We start from the raw sequence: 19,828 nt of genomic DNA, 5'->3' as shown, positions 1-19,828 counted from the left end.
CTGTTAATTTCATTCTTAATTAGAATTTTTTACGTTTGCGAGCTGCCTCTGATTTACGTTTACGTTTTACAGAAGGTTTTTCGTAATGTTCACGTTTACGAGCCTCTTGAAGAGTACCAGCTTTAGTCACAGAACGTTTGAAACGACGAAGAGCGTCGTCAAGTGATTCGTTTTTACGTACTACTGTTTTTGACATTGAATTCACCTCCTCAAGATAATGTAACATTTTACACGTTCTATTCAAGTATACAAGACTGATCTTTTTCTGTCAAGAAATATCTTTTAAGTTTGAGCATTTTTGATGTCAACGCTATTTTCTAAGTCTTACTGAATATTATCAGAGACTTCGCCATACAAAAAACTAGAGGAATCATCCTCTAGTCTATTTTTTACTCAACTGCTGTATATTTAGAAGCATCCTTGATGTACTCATCATAAGTACCATTTGCTTTCAATTTCTTGATAACTTTGTTGACTGCTTCTTTCAATTTGTCATTACCTTTAGCCATAGCGACTGCTTTAGCATCACCATCGTCAACTTTGAGGGCAACACTTGCCAATGCCAAATCTGGATTTTGTGCCACGTAACCTTCTGCTACTGGTTTTTCAAGATCAACAGCATCAACTTGGCCAGACTTAACTTCGTTAATAGCTTCACCCATCGCTGTAAGTGATACAACTGTTGAGTCTTTCAACTGTTTCTTAGCAAGTCCTTCTTCGATAGTACCTTTTTGAACAGCTACTTTTTTACCCTTGAAAGCGTCTAGGCTTGGGTAGGTAGATTCTTGATCTTTACGAACGATGATAGCATTTTGTGTTTCGTAGTAAGGATCTGAGAAATCAAAGGTTTTCTTACGTTCGGCTGTTACTGAGATACCTGAGATAGCAAGATCAGCCTTACCTGATTGAAGACTAGAAAGGACATTGTCAAAGCTCATTGTTGTCACTTCGAGTTTAACTCCAAGTTCATCAGCAATAGCTTGTGCCAACTTGATGTCTGAACCGACAACTTGGTCTTTACCGTCGACCAAAGTTTTGAACTCAAACGGGGCATAGTCTGGACTGACAGCTACGACAAGTTTTTTATTTTCTTTAATAGATTCGTAAGCATCTTTTTTTGACCCACATGCTACCAAGGTAACAGCAGCAAGAAGAGCCATGGCTCCAAGGAATAGTTTTTTCATAAGAAACTCCTGTATAAATATAATTTTTGCTCGTTTATTTTACTTAAAATTAGTGGTATTGTCAACATTTATTAAGAAATTGCGACAATTTATCTAAGCCCTTTTGAAGGACTTCCTTGTCACAGCAATAACCGATGCGGACATGGGACTCCTTGTCAAAACGGTTACCCGGAACCACAAGAACACCATAGCCCTGAAGAAGCTCTAAAGCAAAATCTTCGATAGGACGATTCACATCTAATTTGACGAAAGAGGTGGAAACACTAGCAGGTCTAATCCATGACGCCTTAGGTTCTTTGGCAATCCAGGCATCCATAAGAGCTAGATTTTCCTCCACAATCTGACGATTACGTTCTAGGATAGCTTCTTTATTTTCCAAGACAAGGGTAGCCACCATATCATCAAAGACTCCAGCACAAATCATCGTGTAGTCGCGGTAGTCACGTAGAATGTCCGCCACCTCAGTGTTAGAAGCTACCCAACCCACACGGATACCGGGAATCGAATAGGTCTTTGACAGACTATTGATGGCAATACCCTTTTCATACAAATCCACAATAGAAAGCGCAGGCTGGTCAAAACTGCGATAGACCTCATCTGAGAAGATATAGGCGTCTACTTCTTTAGCGATAGCCACTAGCTCCTCGAGGTAAGCAGCGTCCATAAGGGCCCCGGTAGGATTGTTGGCATTGTTAATACAGATCATCTTGGTATTAGGGCGAATCAGACGACGGAGTCGATCCAAATCAGGCAACCAGTTATAGTCCTCCTCAATCTCCCAAAGGTCCACATCTGCTCCTAGTGACTTAGGAATGTCAAAGAGCTGCTGATAGGTCGGGTACATGGTGATGACATGGTCTTCAGGCTCAATAAGAGCGTAAAGGGCTAGCATCGTCGCTCCCGTTGCTCCATTGGTTTGGAGGATATTATCAACTGGTATGTTCTTGTATAAGCTAGCCACTTGAGTCTTGAACTCTGGTGACCCTTCAATCCAACCGTAATCCATCTTTTTCTTTAGTAGTTGAGCAAAAAAGGCGTCCTTATCCAGGCCTGATAGGTCAAATAATTCTCCCATTGTGAGGGCCTTTATTGAAACTCCTGCGATATCATAAATGGCAGATTTTTCATGGACATTAAGCCATTCTTCAACACCAAAACGTGGTAGCTTCATAGTTTCTCCTTGCTTTTCTTAAGCACTCTATACGATGTCATTTGTCTATTTGAACAGACTTACCTACTTTGATAATAACTGTTTTTAGCAGAGAATTCAATAAAACATGGGGTATTGCCCCATTTAGATTCAAGAATTTTTGGCGACTCCCCTTAAGTGAGTAAAGCGAGCACCAAACGAGACTTTTCGCCGTTGGTGAAAACACCTGAAATTGACTTGTTTCAGGTGCTCAGAAGTTTTAAATTTACTTACTTTGTTTGTAGGTTGATGCTTCTTTTAACCATTGGTCAAATTGTCCAGAGTCTTTAGTCTCTTTGATGACGGCATTGATTTCTTTAAGCAGATCGTCCGAGCCCTTACGTGTCGCGACTGCATAAGCATCTGAACCATCTGACTTAAGGTTAAAGTTGGCAAGGGTTAAATCGTCATTTTGTGCGATATAACCTTCTGCAATAGCTTTTTCAAGGACAACTGCTTGAATCTGTCCGGACTTGAGTTCGTTAATCATCTCGCCATTTGAAGCCAGTGATACCACACTTGCCTTAGAGATTTGTTTCTTAGCAACTGTTTCTTGAACAGACCCTTTTTGCGTACCGACCGTTTGTTTTGCGAGACTATCAGTGCTTGTGTAGTCATTCACCTTGTCTTTTTTGACAATCACTACATTTTCGGACGTATAGTAGCTGTCTGAAAAATCATAAACTTTCTTACGTTCGTCTGTAACCGAAATTCCTGCAATGGCAATGTCTGCTTTACCACTTTGCACACTAGCGAGGACATTATCAAAAGACATAACAGAAAATTCAACTTCCACACCAAGTTTTTTCCCGATAGCTTTGGCCAACTCGATGTCTGCTCCAACTAGCGTATCTTTGCCGTTAACCAACGATTTGAACTCAAATGGTGCAAATTCAGATTCTGTTGCCACGACAATTTTCTTCTTTTCCTTAATCGTTTTGGGACTTACTCCCTGACTTCCGCTACAAGCAACTAGAAAGCACGTGGCGACTAGAGCTGTAAGGATAAACCAAAATTTCTTCATATAATACCCCCTTATTTAGTAGAACTCTTAAGTGACAGAGCATAGGCATCTTGAACATAGCTGTCAATCTTACCTTCTTTTTTGAGTTTAGCGATAACCTTATTAACCTTTGCTTTTAGCTTATCGCTTCCTTTAGGCATTGCAACAGCATAGGCGTCTTTTGAATCTGACTTGAGAGCAATGTCTGACACAGCTAGGTCATTGTTTTGCTCTATATAACCTTGTGCAATGGCTTTTTCAAGAACCACTCCTTCAACTTGACCAGATTTCAATTCATTGATAGCTTCACCAGGTTGTGCCAAGGATACCACATTAGCATCTGACAAGTTGGATTTAGCAATGCTTTCTTGAATAGAACCTTTTTGAACGGATACAGATTTTTTAGCAAAATCACCGGTTTGTTTGTAAGTTCCTGTCGCATCTTTTTTGACAACAAGAACCGTTTCAGACTCATAGTAAGTATCTGAGAAGTCGAAAATTTTCTGACGTTCTTTAGTGGCTGAGATACCAGAAATGGCAATATCAGCTTTACCAGATTGAACGCTGGCTAGGACATTGTCAAAAGACATTTCAGAGAATTTGACTTTCACACCTAGTTCATCGCCAATAGCCTTGGCAATTTCGATGTCTGCTCCAGCAATAGTATCCTTACCATCTTGGATTATTTTAAATTCAAAAGGAGCAAAGTGGGGATTAAGAGCAACTGTCAAAGTTCCTTTATCTTGTACCTTTTCCAAAGTGTCCTTCGACGAAGAACAAGCTGCTAAAGTCGTTAAAGCAAAAATCCCTGCAAATCCCAACAAAAGTTTTTTCCATGTTTTCATAATCAATCTCTTTTCTATATTTATTAACTTATGTAAGTATAATAATGCATTATTATGCATTTGTCAACGAAAAAATGGACTTTTATTGATTGTGATTTTTATTTTTATTAATTTCATTTTCGTTAAAAAATCTAAAAATCGTTTATTTTAAGCTTTCTATCTGTTTTTAAAGACAAAAAAACTATTCATTCATTTGAATAAATAGTTCATTTTTTTACCAAAATTCTCGTATAAAGTCATTTTCAAGACGCTCACGATAGAAAAGTTCGGAAAGTTGATCCTCTTCAAACACTCGCAGGAGATTGAGCATATCATAGGCTAGATCCATGTTAGGTACATCCTCTCGAGCAACCCAACGGACTTCTCCCTCTTCCGTTGAACGAAGATTCCCTTCAAAATCCGAGGTTCTATAGAGGAAAACCAGGTAACGTTCGTCATCTATCGTGTACCAGTGCTTCATACCGACCAATTTAGGATTTTTGATGGTCAAGCCAGTTTCTTCCTTTACCTCACGAATAACTGACTCCACTAGCCCCTCGTGTGCTTCAATATGGCCACCAGGTAGGGCAGCACCCGACCAAGAATAACGCTTGGGATCGCGAATTTGCATAACAATATTTCCATGACAATCTTCAATGAGACACATGTTGGTCAGAATAGTAGCTTGTGAACGTGACATAGATAGACCTTTCTAGTAAGTAATCAAATAAAACCATGACAATCAATTATTTTGTCGCAAATAAAGATAAAGAGCAGCATAGAAAACCATAAACAATATATAACCAAATATTGGTAGCCAAACAAGTTATCTTTTTATCATCCACAAGGACTCAAAAATAATTTTCGGATTATCTTCACTCATATCACATATACCTACCATAGCATGCAACAGAAATACGATAAGGTTAAAATTAAACCAATAAAAGCCGCAATTTTTCTCTGATGCTTATAGGCAATCCGATTCTTATGGGCAAGAAGTACGAGGAACCAGAGAAGAAAGTTAAACTCAAATGGAAACAGTATACCACTTCGAAATAAGGTGGGGGAAATAAACATAAATCAGAAAAGAAATAACCAAACCTTGTATAAAAAGACAGATTGTCTTAAACCAACTTGAATTCAATGTTGCCTCCTTTTTTGCAAGTTCATCTTGCTAAAGCATTAACCTAACGTCCAGTATTTCTAATCCATACTCTTCAGCTCTAGAACCATATCACGGATTTGTGCTGCCAATTCAAAATCAAGCAGTTCTGCCGCTTCGTGCATTTGTTTTTGAAGTTTCTTGATGGCTTCTTGGCGTTCTTTCTTGTTCATGGCACTGTAGTTCACCGTATCCTCTGCCACTTCTGCTTCATTGGCCTTGGTAATCGAAATAAGATCACGAATTTCTTTCTTAATCGTTTGCGGAGTGATACCGTGCTCCTTATTATAAGCCATTTGGATTTCACGACGACGAGCCGTTTCATCCATGGCTTTCTGCATAGACTCCGTAATCTTATCAGCATACATGATAACGTGCCCTTCACTATTTCGGGCAGCACGCCCGATTGTTTGGATAAGTCCACGTTCATTACGAAGGAAGCCTTCCTTATCAGCATCCAAAATAGCAACCAGACTAACTTCAGGAACGTCAATCCCTTCACGAAGAAGGTTAATACCAATAAGAACATCAAAGACACCCAAACGTAGGTCACGGATAATCTCAGTACGCTCTAGAGTCTTAATGTCAGAGTGCATGTATTTGACCTTGACACCCATTTCCTTGAGATAGTCCGTCAAGTCTTCAGCCATCTTCTTAGTCAAAGTTGTTACAAAGACACGCTCGCCTTTTTCAGTACGGGCATTAATTTCACCAAGGAGGTCATCCATTTGACCCATAGTTGGACGCACTTCGACTTCTGGATCAAGGAGCCCTGTCGGACGGATAATTTGCTCAACAACAGTCTCAGTCTGCTCCATCTCATAGTCCCCTGGAGTGGCAGACACATAGACAATCTGATGAACATGACTCTCGAATTCTTCACGTCGAAGTGGACGGTTATCAAGCGCCGATGGTAAACGGAAACCGTAATCAACCAGCATCTTCTTACGGGCCTGGTCTCCGTTATACATTCCCTTAATCTGACCCATAGTCATGTGACTTTCATCAATCATGATAAGGAAATCTTCTGGGAAGAAATCAAGCAAGGTGAAAGGTGGCTCGCCTTCTTTACGTCCATCCATGTGGCGTGAGTAGTTTTCAACTCCATTTGTGTAGCCCATCTCACGAAGCATTTCAACATCGTATTCTGTCCTTTGGCGGATACGTTGAGCCTCGATGAGCTTACCCTCAGCTTCAAATTGCTTAACCTGAGCTTCCATCTCTTCCATAATATTCTTGATGGCTTCTTCCATATGCTCTTCATTGGTCATAAAGTGAGTTGCCGGGAAAAGAACAAGGTGCTCAACCTCGCCGAGATTGCGTCCTGTCAAGCTTTCAATCTCACAGATGCGGTCAATCTCATCACCGAAAAATTCCACACGAAAGGCGTGCTCATCACGGCTAGCAGGAAAAATTTCAACCACATCGCCACGTACACGGAATTTCCCACGTTGGAAATCAATATCGTTTCGCTCGAATTGAATATCAACTAGGTCATTGAGCAACTTGTCTCGAGAAATCTCTTGGCCTGGACGAAGACTAACCGCTGAATCGGCATATTCTTTGGGCGAACCCAAACCGTAAATACAAGAAACAGAAGCCACAACGATAACATCATTACGCTCAAGGAGGGCCGACGTTGCTGAGTGTCGTAGCTTATCAATTTCATCGTTTACAGAGCTATCTTTTTCGATATAGGTATCTGATGACGGTACGTAGGCCTCTGGCTGATAGAAATCATAGTAGGAAACGAAGTATTCCACAGCATTGTCTGGGAAGAACTCCTTGAACTCTCCGTAAAGCTGACCTGCCAAAGTTTTATTGTGGGCGATAACCAAGGTTGGTTTATTCACGCGCTGTATGACCTGACTCATGGTATAGGTCTTACCTGTCCCTGTCGCACCCTTTAAAATTTGAGCCTTTTCGCCACCTTCGATATTATCAACCAAGGTTTCGATAGCCTGAGGCTGATCTCCTGAGGGTTCGTATTTAGAAACCAAATGAAATTGGTTATTTTCTTTTCTATCTATCATGGTTTTTCCTTTCATTTATGTAATCATTCATCTCTTGATCGGAGAAAAATTCTCCTTCTGCGATAGGAATGTGAATCATTCGTGTCGCAGCAACGTATTTTCGCTTTTTTCGTGTCTGAAAACCAAGTTTTTTATCATATTTCAAGGCCGTTTTACTATCTTTGAAAAAAATGTATAAAACTCTATACCTCTTCCTTTCCCAAGACCTTATATTCCCGAAATCATAGATACGTTTTAGGATATAGTATATAGTTGATGAGTGTTTGGCATCATCCATTGGCGTTGACCAATCCTTCATAACCAAGTCAATCTCAGACAGCAGAATCTCAAAGGTGACCCGTCCACATAATCTTCCATAATAAATAAAGGTATCATTGTTAATTTCCAAAATTTTTTTATGACCTTTAAGTCTCACAATACCATCAACTAAGTTAGTCAGAGCATGAAGAAATATTAGTAAAACGAGGAAGGCAACACAGTTATCCACAAAATTCCCAAAACGATAATCGTCTATAAGAAGCCAGCAGAATAAACTGGTGGAAGCGATAAGAAGTATAAGTCCATAGACAATCTGTACCCAAATCATACCTCGCTCAAGCTTTACTATCATCTCTTCCCCTTTTCCAAACTTTCTTCTATTTTAACACAGAAGTAAAAAGACCGAGTCTTTGAACTCAGCCTTAAAAGTTTTCTTTTTTCAATTGTAGACGAAGGATGATAATCCCTACCAAGAGAACGAGACAGGTAACGAGATTTCCTTCTAGACCAAAAGCTCCTCCTGACAACCAATCAGGCACGCCTGACCTAGCCTGAAAGTGCAATAAGCTGCCGCCTGCATTCTGTCCACTAACTGCCACGCCAACTAGATTCCCTTGCGCAAAGTTCCAAGCACCGTGAAGGGCAGCAACACCCCAGATATTATCTGTCTTGAGCATGTAAAGAGCCATGAGAACCCCTACTAGAACAATACTGATAAGAGATAAGGCTGTAACACCTTGATTTCCTAGGTGTAATATTGAAAAGAAAGAACTTGAGATAGCAATTCCCCAGGAAAGGTTCAATTTATTAGTCACCGTCTGAAGTAACCAACCACGTGTCACCAGTTCCTCGGTTCCGCCTTGGATAAACCAGAAAGGTATTAGGGAAAGTATATATAAGACGGTTCTCTGAGAAAAGTCTACTTTTACAAATTCTAACCCTCCAAGTAAATAAGTCCCAAGGAAACTAACTAACAAGAGTAAAGTCCCAAATCCCCAGCCCTTAAGCAAGTTCAACCAAATATAACCCTTGAAAAATCCAAGTGTACGAATGGGACGTTTTTCAACAACTTTAACCCAGAAAAAGATAGCTAAAGCAGTGAAGGCAAATGTTCCCAACTGAAAATACATGTTTGAAAACATCTTATAGGAAATCGTATTTATATCCTGAAACTGAATGTCGCCATTAAACATCAAGAATGAAAGAACAATAGCCATTGGAATTCCCACAACAATCCCTGATAGAAATCCACCTATGAGGACATAACCAAAAGCAATAAAACAAGACAGCATAATCATCAGCCAACTTGGGACTTTATCATATCGGCTAGTATATTTCTCAAGTATACGTCTCTTCATTTTTTAGCTCCTGTAACAAATCTTACATGTATTCGATTACAGTGTAACTAATTGACACAAGCTTGTCAACTTCTTCCCAGATAGCTCTCATAGCTAACTGACTTTGTCATATTTCCTGACATCAAACTTCTAGAAGTTTGATAATAAGACCTTTTTTTGATAGAATAAGAGGGTATTTTATAAAGGAGACTTTTTATAATGAAGAAAAAACTTCTGACACTCTTCTTGAGTGCCATGTCAGTTTTCTTTGTTTTCGGAGCTAAGGTATCTGCTGAAACAATTTCAGTCGTTTCAGATACAGCCTATGCCCCATTTGAATTCAAAGATTCTGATCAGATCTACAAAGGTATTGACGTTGATATCATCAACGAAGTTGCCAAACGTAAAAATTGGGATGTTAACCAAACCTTCCCTGGTTTCGATGCAGCCGTTAACGCTGTTCAATCAGGCCAAGCAGACTCCCTAATGGCCGGTACTACTGTTACCGACGCACGTAAGAAGGTCTTCACTTTCTCAGACACTTATTACGACACTTCAATTGTTATCTATACACGTAGTAGCGACAAAGTCAGCGACTACAAACAATTGAAGGGGAAAACAGTCGGTGTTAAAAACGGTACCGCTGCTCAAACTTGGCTCGATAAAAACGCTAGCAAATATGGTTTCACAGTTAAAACTTTTGACACTAGCGACTTGATGAACAACAGCTTGGATTCAGGTTCTGTTGACGCAGCTATGGACGACACGCCAGTTGTTAAATACGCTATTGGTCAAGGAAAAGACTACGCTATCAACATCAAGCCTGAATCTATCGGTAGCTTCGCTTTTGCTGTTAAAAAAGGCGGAAAACACGAGAAGCTTATCAAAGACTTTAACGAAGCTCTTAAAGAAATGAAGAAAGACGGCACCTACGACAAAATCATGAACAAATGGTTGGGGGATTCAGAAAAATCTTCTTCATCAAAACCTTCAGCAGATCTTAAATTGACTGGTGATGCTAACGCAAAAGCCACTCCTGCCAAGGAAACCTACACTATCTCAATGGACTCATCTTTTGCTCCATTCGAATATCAAAATGGTTCAGGTAAATATGTAGGTATCGATGTCGATATCATCAATGCCACTGCTAAAAACCAAGGTTTTAATGTCAAATTGACAAACCCTGGTTTCGATGCATCACTTAATGCTGTACAATCTAGCCAAGCTGATGCCGTATTGGCCGGTATGACCATCACTGATGCTCGTAAACAAATCTTTGACTTCTCAGATTCTTACTACACATCAAATATTCGTTTGGCTGTGGCTAAAGGAAGTAAGATTAAATCTTATAAGGATCTCAAAGGTAAGACTGTAGGAGCTAAAAACGGTACGTCATCTTACTCATGGTTGGAAGACCACGCTGGTGAATATGGCTTTACAGTCCGTGCTTACGATGAAGCTTCTACTATGTATGACAGCTTGAACTCTGGTTCAATCGATGCTCTTATGGATGACGAAGCCGTTCTTCTATACGCTATCCAACAAGGGCGTAACTTTACAACACCAATTGAAGGTATTGCTACTGGTGATGTCGGCTTTGCTGTTAAAAAAGGTGCTAATCCTGAGTTGATTGAGATGTTCAACAATGGTTTAGCTGCTATCGTTAAAGATGGTACTTACGATAAGATTATCAATAAATACCTCGATAGCAACAAATCAAAAGAGGGAAGCTCAAAAAAAGCTACCGATGAAACAACCATCGTAGGCTTGATTAAGAACAACTATAAACAACTCCTCCAAGGTCTTGGAATTACCCTTGGTTTGACCCTTCTTTCATTTGCTATTGCCATGATTATCGGTGTTCTCTTCGGTATGATGGCAGTTGCACCAAACCAGACACTCCGCGTGATTTCGCAAGTCTTTGTTGACGTGGTTCGTGGTATCCCATTGATGATTGTTGCAGCCTTCATCTATTGGGGTATTCCGAACTTGATTGAAAATATCACTGGTCACCAGTCACCAATCAATGACTTTGTGGCAGCGACTATCGCCCTCTCACTTAACGGTGGTGCTTACATTGCTGAAATTGTGCGTGGTGGTATCGAAGCTGTGCCAATTGGTCAAATGGAAGCCAGCCGAAGCTTGGGTGTCCCTTACAATACAACAATGCGTAAGGTCATCTTGCCACAGGCTGTTCGCTTGATGTTGCCAAACTTCATCAACCAATTTGTTATCTCATTGAAAGATACGACTATCGTATCAGCTATCGGTTTGGTCGAACTCTTCCAAACTGGTAAAATCATCATTGCTCGTAACTACCAATCATTCCGTATGTATGCGATTTTGGCCATCCTTTACTTGGTCATCATCACATGCTTGACGAAATTGGCCAAACGACTAGAAAAGAGACTTAAATAATGGCTGAATTGAAAATCGATGTGCAGGACTTGCACAAATCATACGGCGACAATGAAGTCCTTAAAGGCATTGACGCCAAATTCTACGAAGGTGACGTTGTATGTATCATCGGTCCTTCAGGTTCAGGTAAATCAACCTTCCTTCGTACTCTTAACCTACTTGAAACAGTAACTTCTGGTAAAGTAGTCGTTGATGGCTATGAATTATCAGATCCTAAGACAAACCTTGACAAAGCCCGTGAAAATATCGGGATGGTTTTCCAACATTTCAACCTCTTCCCCCACATGACCGTCCTTGAAAATGTGACATTCGCACCAGTTGAACTTGGACGCATGACTAAAGAAGAAGCTAATAAATTAGCTATGGATCTTCTTGATCGTGTTGGACTTGCTGACAAGGCTGATGCAACGCCAGATAGCTTGTCAGGTGGACAAAAACAACGTGTGGCGATTGCACGTGGTTTGGCAATGAATCCTGATATCATGCTCTTTGACGAACCTACTTCTGCCCTTGACCCTGAAATGGTCGGAGATGTTCTTAACGTTATGAAAGAATTGGCAGAGCAAGGTATGACCATGATTATCGTTACTCACGAAATGGGATTTGCCCGTCAAGTTGCCAACCGAGTAATCTTTACTGCAGAGGGTGAGTTCCTCGAAGATGGTACGCCAGATCAAATCTTTGATAACCCACAACACCCACGTTTGAAAGAATTCTTGGACAAAGTTTTAAATGCCTAATCAATTAAAACAGTTACTCCTCATGGGGTAGCTGTTTTTGATTACTATTTTGGATAAGAAAAACAGAGCAAGTGCTAGACTTGCTCTGTTTCTTCATTTAGTTCAGGGTGTTTTGCTGCTTCTTCCCTTGCCAAGCGTTCACGCTCAAGACGGAGTTTTCGGTTAGGATTTAAGCGCGTAAAGAGTTCTTCAAGTTTCTTTGGATTCCAAACATCGGCCGCAGAAACAAAGTTTCCATCTTTATCCCTGAAGGATATCGGTTTATCTCCCATTGTAAACCTCTTATTTCAATATTTTTAAATTCGCCGACTTTACATAGTTAGTGAGGTTGCTTGGCAGGCCGCCATAGCGACTGCCGTACACTATCTTGTGCTTCAGCACTTAGAGAGTCTTTCAACCTCAATCCACAAACTCAAATTCGAAGTTACCGATACGAACGATGTCGCCATCCTTAGCACCACGTTCACGGAGCGCTTCATCAACTCCCATACCACGCAATTGACGCGCAAATTTCATGATAGATTCGTCACGTTCCATGTTAGTCATGACAAAGAGTTTTTCAAGTTTTTCACCAGAAAGTACCCATGACGCATCATCGTCACGACTGATTTCAAATGGACGTTCATCCTCGTTAAAGCCGTAGTAAACTTCTTCTTGTTCCATATCGTCTTCGCTATAGAGCAAGAATTCATCTGTCTCATCAAGCAACTCTGCAGTAGCTTCCAAGAGATTTTCCAAACCTTGGTGAGCCAAACTTGAAATTGGGAAAATTTGTGGCAACTCATCAAACTCATCATAATTAGCAGCCAATTTTTCCTTAAACTCTTTTAAGTTTTCCTCAGCCTCAGGCATATCCATCTTATTAGCAACAATAATTTGTGGACGTTCCATCAAGCGCAAGTTGTAAGTTTCCAACTCTTTGTTAATTTGAAGATAATCCTCGTAAGGATCACGCCCCTCACTTGCGGACATATCAATAACATGAAGGATAACACGTGTACGCTCAATGTGGCGGAGAAACTGTGTTCCCAACCCAACCCCCTGGCTAGCACCTTCAATCAATCCTGGAAGGTCGGCCATGGCAAAGCTCTCTCCTGACTTTGTACGGACCATTCCCAAGTTAGGAACAATTGTCGTAAAGTGGTAGGCACCAATCTTTGGTTTTGCTGCCGTTACCACACTGAGAATTGTTGATTTACCAACAGATGGGAAACCAACCAAACCAACATCAGCCAAAATCTTCAATTCCAATTGAAGTTCACGCTCTTCACCTGGTTCACCATTTTCAGCGATTTCAGGGGCAGGATTACGAGGTGTCGCAAAACGGATATTTCCACGTCCACCACGTCCACCGTGAACAACGATAAACTCTTGGCCATCCTCGACCATGTCAGTAATAACCTTACCTGTTTCAGCGTCACGTACTGTCGTACCAGGCGGGATGCTAACGATAAGGTCCTCAGCTCCTCGACCATGCATACCCTTGGTCATCCCTTTTTCACCGTTTTTGGCTTTGAACTTCCGGTTATAACGGAAATCCATAAGGGTGCGCAAGCCTTCGTCAACCTTGAAAATGACTGAGCCACCCTTACCACCGTCACCGCCCCAAGGACCGCCATTTGGCACATATTTTTCACGACGGAAGGCAACCATCCCATCGCCACCACGACCAGCTTTGACACTGATCTTGGCTGTATCTAAAAACATACTCATTTATATTCTCTCTTTCTGATTTGTATGCAGTGTTCTAATTCAATCTCAGACCAAAGAATTTCCGACATACACAAAAAAACGCTTGATAGCGTCTTAAAGGACAGATGCGACTGCTTGGAAAATCAATGCCCCAACTGTTACTAATAGCATAATCAAAACGACTAATACTGTTAGACGTTCAAAAAATGATTTCTTACGTGGTCCGTTATCTCCAAATGCCACTTGAATTTACCTCGTTTTTTCTTCTAGAATATCACAATAATAGTAACAAAAATCCGCCTATTTCGCAACTATTAGACTAGCTTAAGACGAAGGAATTCCAAAAACCGTTAAAGCTTCCAACTCCTCCTCGGTTAAACGTCGCCAAGTACCAAGTTCTAAATCATTGGGCAGGCTTAAAGGCCCCATACTTAGACGTTGTAACTCTGTTACTTCCTTACCACAAGCAGCTACCATACGCTTAACCTGATGGAATTTTCCCTCGGCAATGGTAATTTGAACCCAACTAGTACTCTCATTCCTGTCGACTGATACAATCTCTAATTTCGCTGGCTGACAAGTATGATCTTTAAGCTTAATCCCTTTTTCAAAAGCCAAGATATCCTCTTCATCCATGACACCAGCCACCTTCGCCTGATAAATTTTGTCCACATGCTTCTTGGGTGATAGCATAGCGTGGGCTAAGTCTCCATTATTGGTCAATAGAAGGAGACCATGAGTATCAATATCCAAGCGACCAACTGGAAAAACCCGCTTATGTCTTGCTGTGTCATCAAGTAAATCGAGCACAGTCTTATGACGGGGATCTTCCGTTGCTGAAATGACACCTTGAGGTTTATTTAAGAGATAGTAAACAAAAGTCTCATGTGTCAACTCCTGATCCAAGTAAGTAATTCGGTCTTTATTCTCATCAATCTGAGTCTTAGGTGATGTTTCCACCTGCCCATTTACAATCACTTGCTTCTTTTTCAGAAAGTTCTTGACTTGACTACGACTCCCGACACCACAGTCCACCAAAAACTTGTCCAGACGCATCTACACTTCCTCCTTTATTGGAATCCAAATTTCCATTTCATAATCTTCAGCCTGACGATTCCCTGATGGATAAACCTCTACAGTAGGCTGATCAGTCATCACAAAATGTTTCTTAGCATAATGAAAACACTCCCAAACAGCCTCCGTCGCAGGCCCTCTAAGTTTAAAAAACGCACAAGTAGCTGGCGCAAGAGCAATCATTCCCAGACTATTGTCCTCACCAGCAAGGCTGTTACATAAGTCTTTCGACTCCCTCATTGAATGACACATCAACGAAACGATAAAGAGAGCCAGTTAAATCAATAACCACCATCTCCAGTCCAGTCACTTGAAACAGGAGTTCTTGGTCCCCTAAGTCGTACCTTCATAGTCAGGCTTTCAGCATCTATAGAAAAACTATTATCCAAATCCATTACAGACTGAAAAAGACCTTGTGTAAGCCAGAAAAATTTCAGACGGCATGCTAAGGACACATCATATCATAATCGTCAAGAGGCACAAGAATATTCCTGAACACCCAATTGGTCTGGTGTCAGGTAGTCATTTACAAAGACTGCAAACTCATCCACAGTTTGAAAAGCTGACATAAGATTCCTTCTCTACTCCGAAACCGAGCCCGTCACATACATGGTAAAGGTCGCCCTAGTAAGAATTTTTTCCTCCTGATTAGTAATGAGGACTTCTACCACCTTGGTCATTTTACCATTATGCACACAAAGACCTTCAATCTTGAGTTGGTCAGACAAATGGCCTGCCTTTAAATAATTGATATTGGACTGAAGAGTCACAGCGTAGTCCCCTGTTGAAAGTGCCACAAGTCCTGCCACCTGATCACAGAGCGTAAATAAATAACCTCCATGAGCATTACCAAAATAATTCAAGGACTTCTCGACGACCTCAGTTGCGACAATCACATGCCCAGTTTCAAATAGTTCTTCTTGAAAATTCTCAAACACACGGATTTCATGTAGTTTGTCTTGCATAGCAAGCCCTCCTATCAATACCCATTCCACCACAAGTGAAACAGGTTGTCTATAGCTACTAGTATAACACGAATTTCTCGACGGATAACAAGCTTATTTCACTAAGCTGATATCAACATCTATATCCGCTTAGTCATAGCTAGAGTCAATCCATATATCCAAAGAGTTCCACAGACACTCCCTAAACCTCTGAAAGTGAATGATAGCGTTTGTCAACTTTAATCGTCGTTTGATACATAATGCACCTACATTTGTTTTCTTTTATTATAACAAAGAGAAGCCTAACAACCGAACTGAACGTTTTAAAATATCTATCATAACCCTTAAGGAATCCTCTTATTTTTCAACAGATTAGTCTTATACAACACCTATATTACCAAGAGTTTACAGTTAGGTAAGAAAATAGAAACGCTTTCAATTTGATGAGTTCTCATTAAATTAAATTTACTAATAAAAAAGGGAGATTATTATGAAAGTATTTTCTAAATTAACTTTAGTATCTGTCTCAGTTCTCGCCTTGTTAACCCTAGCAGCATGTGGTAACTCCAAAAACAAAACTGACTCATCTTCTTCATCATCATCAAGTAAGGTGAGAAAATCCTCTTCTTCTACCTACTCAAGTGCCTCAGTTAAAGTCAACAAAGACGGTTCGGCTGAATTGAACAGCGAAAACGGTAATTCAGCCAAAACAAATGGCTCAAACGGAACTGTCTCAATTGGTAACTAATATAAGATAGGCTAGCTATTCTGCTAATCTTTTTAGATTCAGATTGATGAAAGCGTTATCTAAAGGTGCTATAATAGGTATGGAAATCCATAATCAGGGGGTGAGACAATGAGACATAAAATTATCTTGAGATGTTTGGCTGCAGCTGCCTGCGAGATCCTTTTTGGGCTCAGTTTTATCTTTACCAAATCGATTACAGCACAGGCCAGTGGCCTTGCTTTAATCTCTTGGCGTTTTGTCACAGCCTTCTTCTTTGTCAACCTTTATCTTCTCGCAAGAAGACGTAGGGTAGTCATAAATGGCAGAAATCTCAGACCTCTGACACGTATTGCCATCCTTAATCCTATTATCTATTTTATCTGCGAAACGATTGGAATTCGTATGACTACTGCCTCTGAAAGTGGAGCATTCCTCGCTTGCATTCCGGTCGTCGCGCTTATCATGTCTAGTCTTATTTTGAAAGAATGGCCAAGTCGTTGGCAAGTGCTAGGTGTCACTACAACCCTCATCGGTATCATCATTGCCGTATTCGCTGCAGGTGCCTCCACCAACTTCTCACTTGTCGGCTACTTCATTTTAGGTTTAGCCATTGTCTCCTATGCTCTTTATTGCGTTGACGTTGAAAAAGCCGGTCAATTCACTAGCTTTGAAATTACCTATTTTATGTTAGCCAGTGGTTGCCTTACATTTGGACTCTTTGCACTAAGCCATAGCTTTCTAGCAGGTAACTTGAAAGAGCTCTTAACGCTCCCTTGGAGTAATTCAAAGTTCGCCATAACCATCCTGTACCAAGGATTGGGCTGTAGTGTTATAGGGTATATCCTTTCAAATTTTGCTATCGCAAATATCGGAGTTAACCGAACCGCTTCTTTCATCGGTATTTCGACAATTATCTCAATTCTAGCTGCTGTAGTCTTCCTTGGGGAGCCCTTTTCACAGTTACAAATTTTAGCGGGAATCTTGGTAGTCCTTGGAGTCTATTTGGCTAATAAAAATTAAAACTCTCGGAAATTTACCTTCCAAGAGCTTTTTGAGTATACACTCAAAAAGCTCTATAATCTCTACAGTGGTTTTACCCACTACAGAAATTATAGAGCCTGAATTTTATGGGTTTCTCAACTATTCGGAATAGTTGAGGCCCTTTTTGATTACTAACTGTAAGATTGATATAGGTCAAAGTTATTTCTTATCATTTTTCTTCTCTTAAAACCAATAAATTATTTTCTGAATAATTTGAAGAAATCTTCACTGAACTAACTGATTCAACTTTTATCTGTTTTACCGAAAAAAATGTCTTACTATTATAACGAATATTGAAATCATGCTCAGACCCTTTTTTAACATCGTGAAAAGAATCATTATTGATATTAAATTCTGATTTTCTAATCGATTCAATATTTTCTTTTGTGCTCATTATGTAAATATAGCCAGTAAAATCTTTAGTAGATATATCCACATTTTCACCCTTTTTTTGTTCTAATACCTGTTTTATTCCTAAATCTTCAGTATCTTCTTTGGGAGTTTCTTGACGAATTTCTGATGTAACATCTTGTACTGTATCACTAATTCTTAGACCACACGATACAAGTATTATTGATGCTAAAAAACCAACTAGAATCATCAATATTTTTTTATTCTTCATTATCTTTACTCCTTTTATATTCAATAATTTCACCGGGTTGGCAATCAAGTTCTCTACATATATTCAATAATGTCGAAAATCGTATCCCTTTGGCTTTTCCGGTCTTCAAAATTGATAAGTTTGCTTCGGTTATATCAATTCTTTTAGCTAGTTCTTTTGATGTAAGCTTCCTAGACTTAATCACTTCATCTAAATTTATTTTATTTCTTCCATATCATTAAATTATCTCCTCATTATCCTTCTGTATCTTTTCCCCTTTTTTGAATACGATAATCAATAAATAATTCAATATCAGAAACGATATATTTACAAAATAATTCTTTATTGACAAATCAAATAATCCACTAACATTATCTATGTTCAAGTAATTAAATATTAGGTTAATTGAGAGTTGAAAAATTGTTAAACCAAGCAAAAATAGAAAAGATTTCTTTAAATATTTTAAATTTTTAAAATTAAAGTATTTACCATCACTAAAATCTATCATCAGAATACTCCAAATTTTTAACAATTTAATAACAATGAAGCACATAGCTATTGTCATAAAAAGAACCAACAAAGGAAAAATAATTGGAATATTGATTATAAAATTTCCATAATCAAATATAAAACTTCCGTGGCTCGTCTGTCCTCCAAAGAAAATTCCCACTACTCCTATTAATAATAGAAAAACAAGCAACCAAATAACATATTGTGCAAGGGATAGACCATAACCGATTATTTTTAAAAATCTATTCATATAAAACACCTCCATTATTGTGATACAATAATTTATTTTCTAAAATTATTGTATAGCAATAATTTATTTGTGTCAATTATTTTTAAATATTATTGGAACATAAAAAATGATAGCCAATATTAGATCAAGTCAATGTATAGCTATTTATTTTTTATGTGAGTATTATCCAGAAAATCATAACCACCCTTTTTGGTATGTAATCACATATAGTGGGTGGTAGTTTATTTATTTTTCGCACCTCCGAAGCGAAACACGAACTGAAAGTCACATAAAAAGCATCTCAAAGCTATTCTAAATACTAGTATAGCTTTGAGATGCCAAATGTAAAAACAAAAATAGAACACTCCCTCCAAAAAGAATATTAGAAGTAATTCATTAATTAATGGCTCTATAATTCCTGTAGGGGGTAAAATGAAAACCACAAGCTCTTCCTCATTAGGAATACTGCTTACGGCCGTCGGCACAGGTAAATCCTTGTCTCCATAATTAGTAATAATATGAGCCAAAAAAACTGACGATTTCATCATAACATCAAACAAAGAGGCTACCTGAATAATCCGACCAAAATTGGGAAAACTAATCCTTTAAGCTTCCTCAATCATGTAAAAATAGCTAGATATTCGTATAACATGTCCCTTCTCCTATTTCAATATTAGACTCCTCTATGATAAGATGAGTTCTAAGAGATGTCAACCGAAAATTGTGATAACAAAATATTGAAACCATTCAAAACAATACAGCGAGTTAAAATAAAGCTTAGTCCGTATACAACTTGAAAAAAGTGGCACCGATTCGGTGCTTTTTTGACGTACAAAAAGTCCATTGGAATGGTCCAACGGAC

22 protein-coding genes are annotated in these 19,828 nt (G+C 39.3%); 4 read left to right on the top strand and 18 right to left on the bottom strand.

The annotated features are described in order from the left end of the window. Nucleotides 1-19: 19 nt before the first annotated feature. From rpsU to HMPREF9425_RS02585, 9 genes are all read right to left on the bottom strand, one after another. Nucleotides 20-196 (bottom strand): 30S ribosomal protein S21, encoded by a 177-nt coding sequence (gene rpsU / locus HMPREF9425_RS02625; protein ID WP_002884573.1) that lies wholly within the window; start codon nt 194-196, stop codon nt 20-22. A 193-nt stretch (nt 197-389) separates the two neighbouring features. Next, nucleotides 390-1,184, bottom strand: a complete 795-nt coding sequence (locus HMPREF9425_RS02620) for an ABC transporter substrate-binding protein (protein ID WP_003096536.1) — start codon at nt 1,182-1,184, stop codon at nt 390-392. A gap of 61 nt (nt 1,185-1,245) precedes the next feature. After that, nucleotides 1,246-2,355 (bottom strand): aminotransferase, encoded by a 1,110-nt coding sequence (locus tag HMPREF9425_RS02615; protein ID WP_003096534.1) that lies wholly within the window; start codon nt 2,353-2,355, stop codon nt 1,246-1,248. A gap of 244 nt (nt 2,356-2,599) precedes the next feature. After that, the gene (locus tag HMPREF9425_RS02610; protein ID WP_003096532.1) at nt 2,600-3,397 is read right to left on the bottom strand and encodes a transporter substrate-binding domain-containing protein; all 798 of its coding nucleotides are present in this window, start codon (nt 3,395-3,397) and stop codon (nt 2,600-2,602) included. A gap of 11 nt (nt 3,398-3,408) precedes the next feature. Further along, nucleotides 3,409-4,221 carry a transporter substrate-binding domain-containing protein gene (locus HMPREF9425_RS02605; protein WP_037621370.1) on the bottom strand — a complete coding sequence of 271 codons (813 nt, stop codon included), beginning with the start codon at nt 4,219-4,221 and terminating at the stop codon, nt 3,409-3,411. Nucleotides 4,222-4,435: 214 nt separating this feature from the next. Continuing rightward, nucleotides 4,436-4,900, bottom strand: coding sequence for an 8-oxo-dGTP diphosphatase (locus HMPREF9425_RS02600; protein ID WP_003096530.1), 465 nt, complete (start codon nt 4,898-4,900; stop codon nt 4,436-4,438). Nucleotides 4,901-5,403: 503 nt separating this feature from the next. Beyond that, nucleotides 5,404-7,395 carry an excinuclease ABC subunit UvrB gene (gene uvrB, locus HMPREF9425_RS02595; RefSeq protein ID WP_037621367.1) on the bottom strand — a complete coding sequence of 664 codons (1,992 nt, stop codon included), beginning with the start codon at nt 7,393-7,395 and terminating at the stop codon, nt 5,404-5,406. Beyond that, the gene (locus HMPREF9425_RS02590; RefSeq protein WP_003096528.1) at nt 7,385-8,005 is read right to left on the bottom strand and encodes a hypothetical protein; all 621 of its coding nucleotides are present in this window, start codon (nt 8,003-8,005) and stop codon (nt 7,385-7,387) included. The genes uvrB and HMPREF9425_RS02590 overlap by 11 nt, the downstream gene beginning before the upstream one ends. A gap of 70 nt (nt 8,006-8,075) precedes the next feature. Then, complete coding sequence (locus HMPREF9425_RS02585; RefSeq protein ID WP_003096527.1) at nt 8,076-9,011, bottom strand: CPBP family intramembrane glutamic endopeptidase; 936 nt, start codon at nt 9,009-9,011, stop codon at nt 8,076-8,078. 198 nt (nt 9,012-9,209) lie between these two features. Between HMPREF9425_RS02585 and HMPREF9425_RS02580 the strand changes: the two genes are divergently transcribed. Then, the gene (locus HMPREF9425_RS02580; RefSeq protein WP_003096526.1) at nt 9,210-11,408 is read left to right on the top strand and encodes an ABC transporter substrate-binding protein/permease; all 2,199 of its coding nucleotides are present in this window, start codon (nt 9,210-9,212) and stop codon (nt 11,406-11,408) included. Further along, nucleotides 11,408-12,148, top strand: a complete 741-nt coding sequence (locus tag HMPREF9425_RS02575) for an amino acid ABC transporter ATP-binding protein (protein WP_003096525.1) — start codon at nt 11,408-11,410, stop codon at nt 12,146-12,148. The genes HMPREF9425_RS02580 and HMPREF9425_RS02575 overlap by 1 nt, the downstream gene beginning before the upstream one ends. A gap of 74 nt (nt 12,149-12,222) precedes the next feature. On the opposite strand, the gene HMPREF9425_RS02570 is transcribed toward HMPREF9425_RS02575, so the two are convergent. The 6 genes from HMPREF9425_RS02570 to HMPREF9425_RS02545 form a co-directional block, all read right to left on the bottom strand. Next, nucleotides 12,223-12,420, bottom strand: coding sequence for a hypothetical protein (locus HMPREF9425_RS02570; RefSeq protein WP_002884415.1), 198 nt, complete (start codon nt 12,418-12,420; stop codon nt 12,223-12,225). A 127-nt stretch (nt 12,421-12,547) separates the two neighbouring features. After that, nucleotides 12,548-13,861, bottom strand: coding sequence for a GTPase ObgE (obgE, locus tag HMPREF9425_RS02565; protein WP_003096524.1), 1,314 nt, complete (start codon nt 13,859-13,861; stop codon nt 12,548-12,550). A gap of 93 nt (nt 13,862-13,954) precedes the next feature. Beyond that, nucleotides 13,955-14,083, bottom strand: a complete 129-nt coding sequence (locus HMPREF9425_RS09260) for a DUF4044 domain-containing protein (protein WP_003094424.1) — start codon at nt 14,081-14,083, stop codon at nt 13,955-13,957. An 81-nt stretch (nt 14,084-14,164) separates the two neighbouring features. Next, on the bottom strand, nt 14,165-14,896 hold the full coding sequence (locus tag HMPREF9425_RS02560) for a pseudouridine synthase (RefSeq protein WP_003096522.1): 732 nt from the start codon (nt 14,894-14,896) through the stop codon (nt 14,165-14,167). Then, nucleotides 14,897-15,154 (bottom strand): GyrI-like domain-containing protein, encoded by a 258-nt coding sequence (locus HMPREF9425_RS02555; RefSeq protein WP_003096520.1) that lies wholly within the window; start codon nt 15,152-15,154, stop codon nt 14,897-14,899. Nucleotides 15,155-15,495: 341 nt separating this feature from the next. Then, entirely contained in the window at nt 15,496-15,879 is a 384-nt protein-coding gene (locus HMPREF9425_RS02545; RefSeq protein WP_003094070.1) for a PaaI family thioesterase, read from the bottom strand. A 469-nt stretch (nt 15,880-16,348) separates the two neighbouring features. Between HMPREF9425_RS02545 and HMPREF9425_RS02540 the strand changes: the two genes are divergently transcribed. Both HMPREF9425_RS02540 and HMPREF9425_RS02535 read left to right on the top strand, forming a co-directional pair. Further along, the gene (locus HMPREF9425_RS02540; protein WP_003096516.1) at nt 16,349-16,606 is read left to right on the top strand and encodes a hypothetical protein; all 258 of its coding nucleotides are present in this window, start codon (nt 16,349-16,351) and stop codon (nt 16,604-16,606) included. Between the two features lie 108 nt (nt 16,607-16,714). Continuing rightward, nucleotides 16,715-17,605, top strand: coding sequence for a DMT family transporter (locus HMPREF9425_RS02535; protein WP_003096514.1), 891 nt, complete (start codon nt 16,715-16,717; stop codon nt 17,603-17,605). A gap of 190 nt (nt 17,606-17,795) precedes the next feature. Here HMPREF9425_RS02535 and HMPREF9425_RS02530 read toward each other — a convergent pair whose 3' ends face one another. Genes HMPREF9425_RS02530 through HMPREF9425_RS02520 form a run of 3 tightly spaced genes read right to left on the bottom strand, consistent with a single transcriptional unit; the run spans nt 17,796 to nt 18,987 of the window. After that, nucleotides 17,796-18,248: a hypothetical protein gene (locus tag HMPREF9425_RS02530; protein WP_003096512.1), complete on the bottom strand. Its 453-nt coding sequence runs from the start codon at nt 18,246-18,248 to the stop codon at nt 17,796-17,798. After that, nucleotides 18,238-18,447 carry a helix-turn-helix domain-containing protein gene (locus HMPREF9425_RS02525; RefSeq protein ID WP_037621362.1) on the bottom strand — a complete coding sequence of 70 codons (210 nt, stop codon included), beginning with the start codon at nt 18,445-18,447 and terminating at the stop codon, nt 18,238-18,240. Before HMPREF9425_RS02525 ends, HMPREF9425_RS02530 begins: the two co-directional genes overlap by 11 nt. 18 nt (nt 18,448-18,465) lie before the next feature. After that, nucleotides 18,466-18,987 carry a DUF2975 domain-containing protein gene (locus HMPREF9425_RS02520; protein WP_037621359.1) on the bottom strand — a complete coding sequence of 174 codons (522 nt, stop codon included), beginning with the start codon at nt 18,985-18,987 and terminating at the stop codon, nt 18,466-18,468. Between the last annotated feature and the right edge of the window lie 841 nt (nt 18,988-19,828).

Source organism: Streptococcus vestibularis ATCC 49124 (assembly GCF_000188295.1).
In the GTDB taxonomy this organism is placed as follows: domain Bacteria; phylum Bacillota; class Bacilli; order Lactobacillales; family Streptococcaceae; genus Streptococcus; species Streptococcus vestibularis.
The sequence above is the reverse complement of the archived record's forward strand: the minus strand, read 5'-3'. Positions and strand labels throughout refer to the sequence as shown.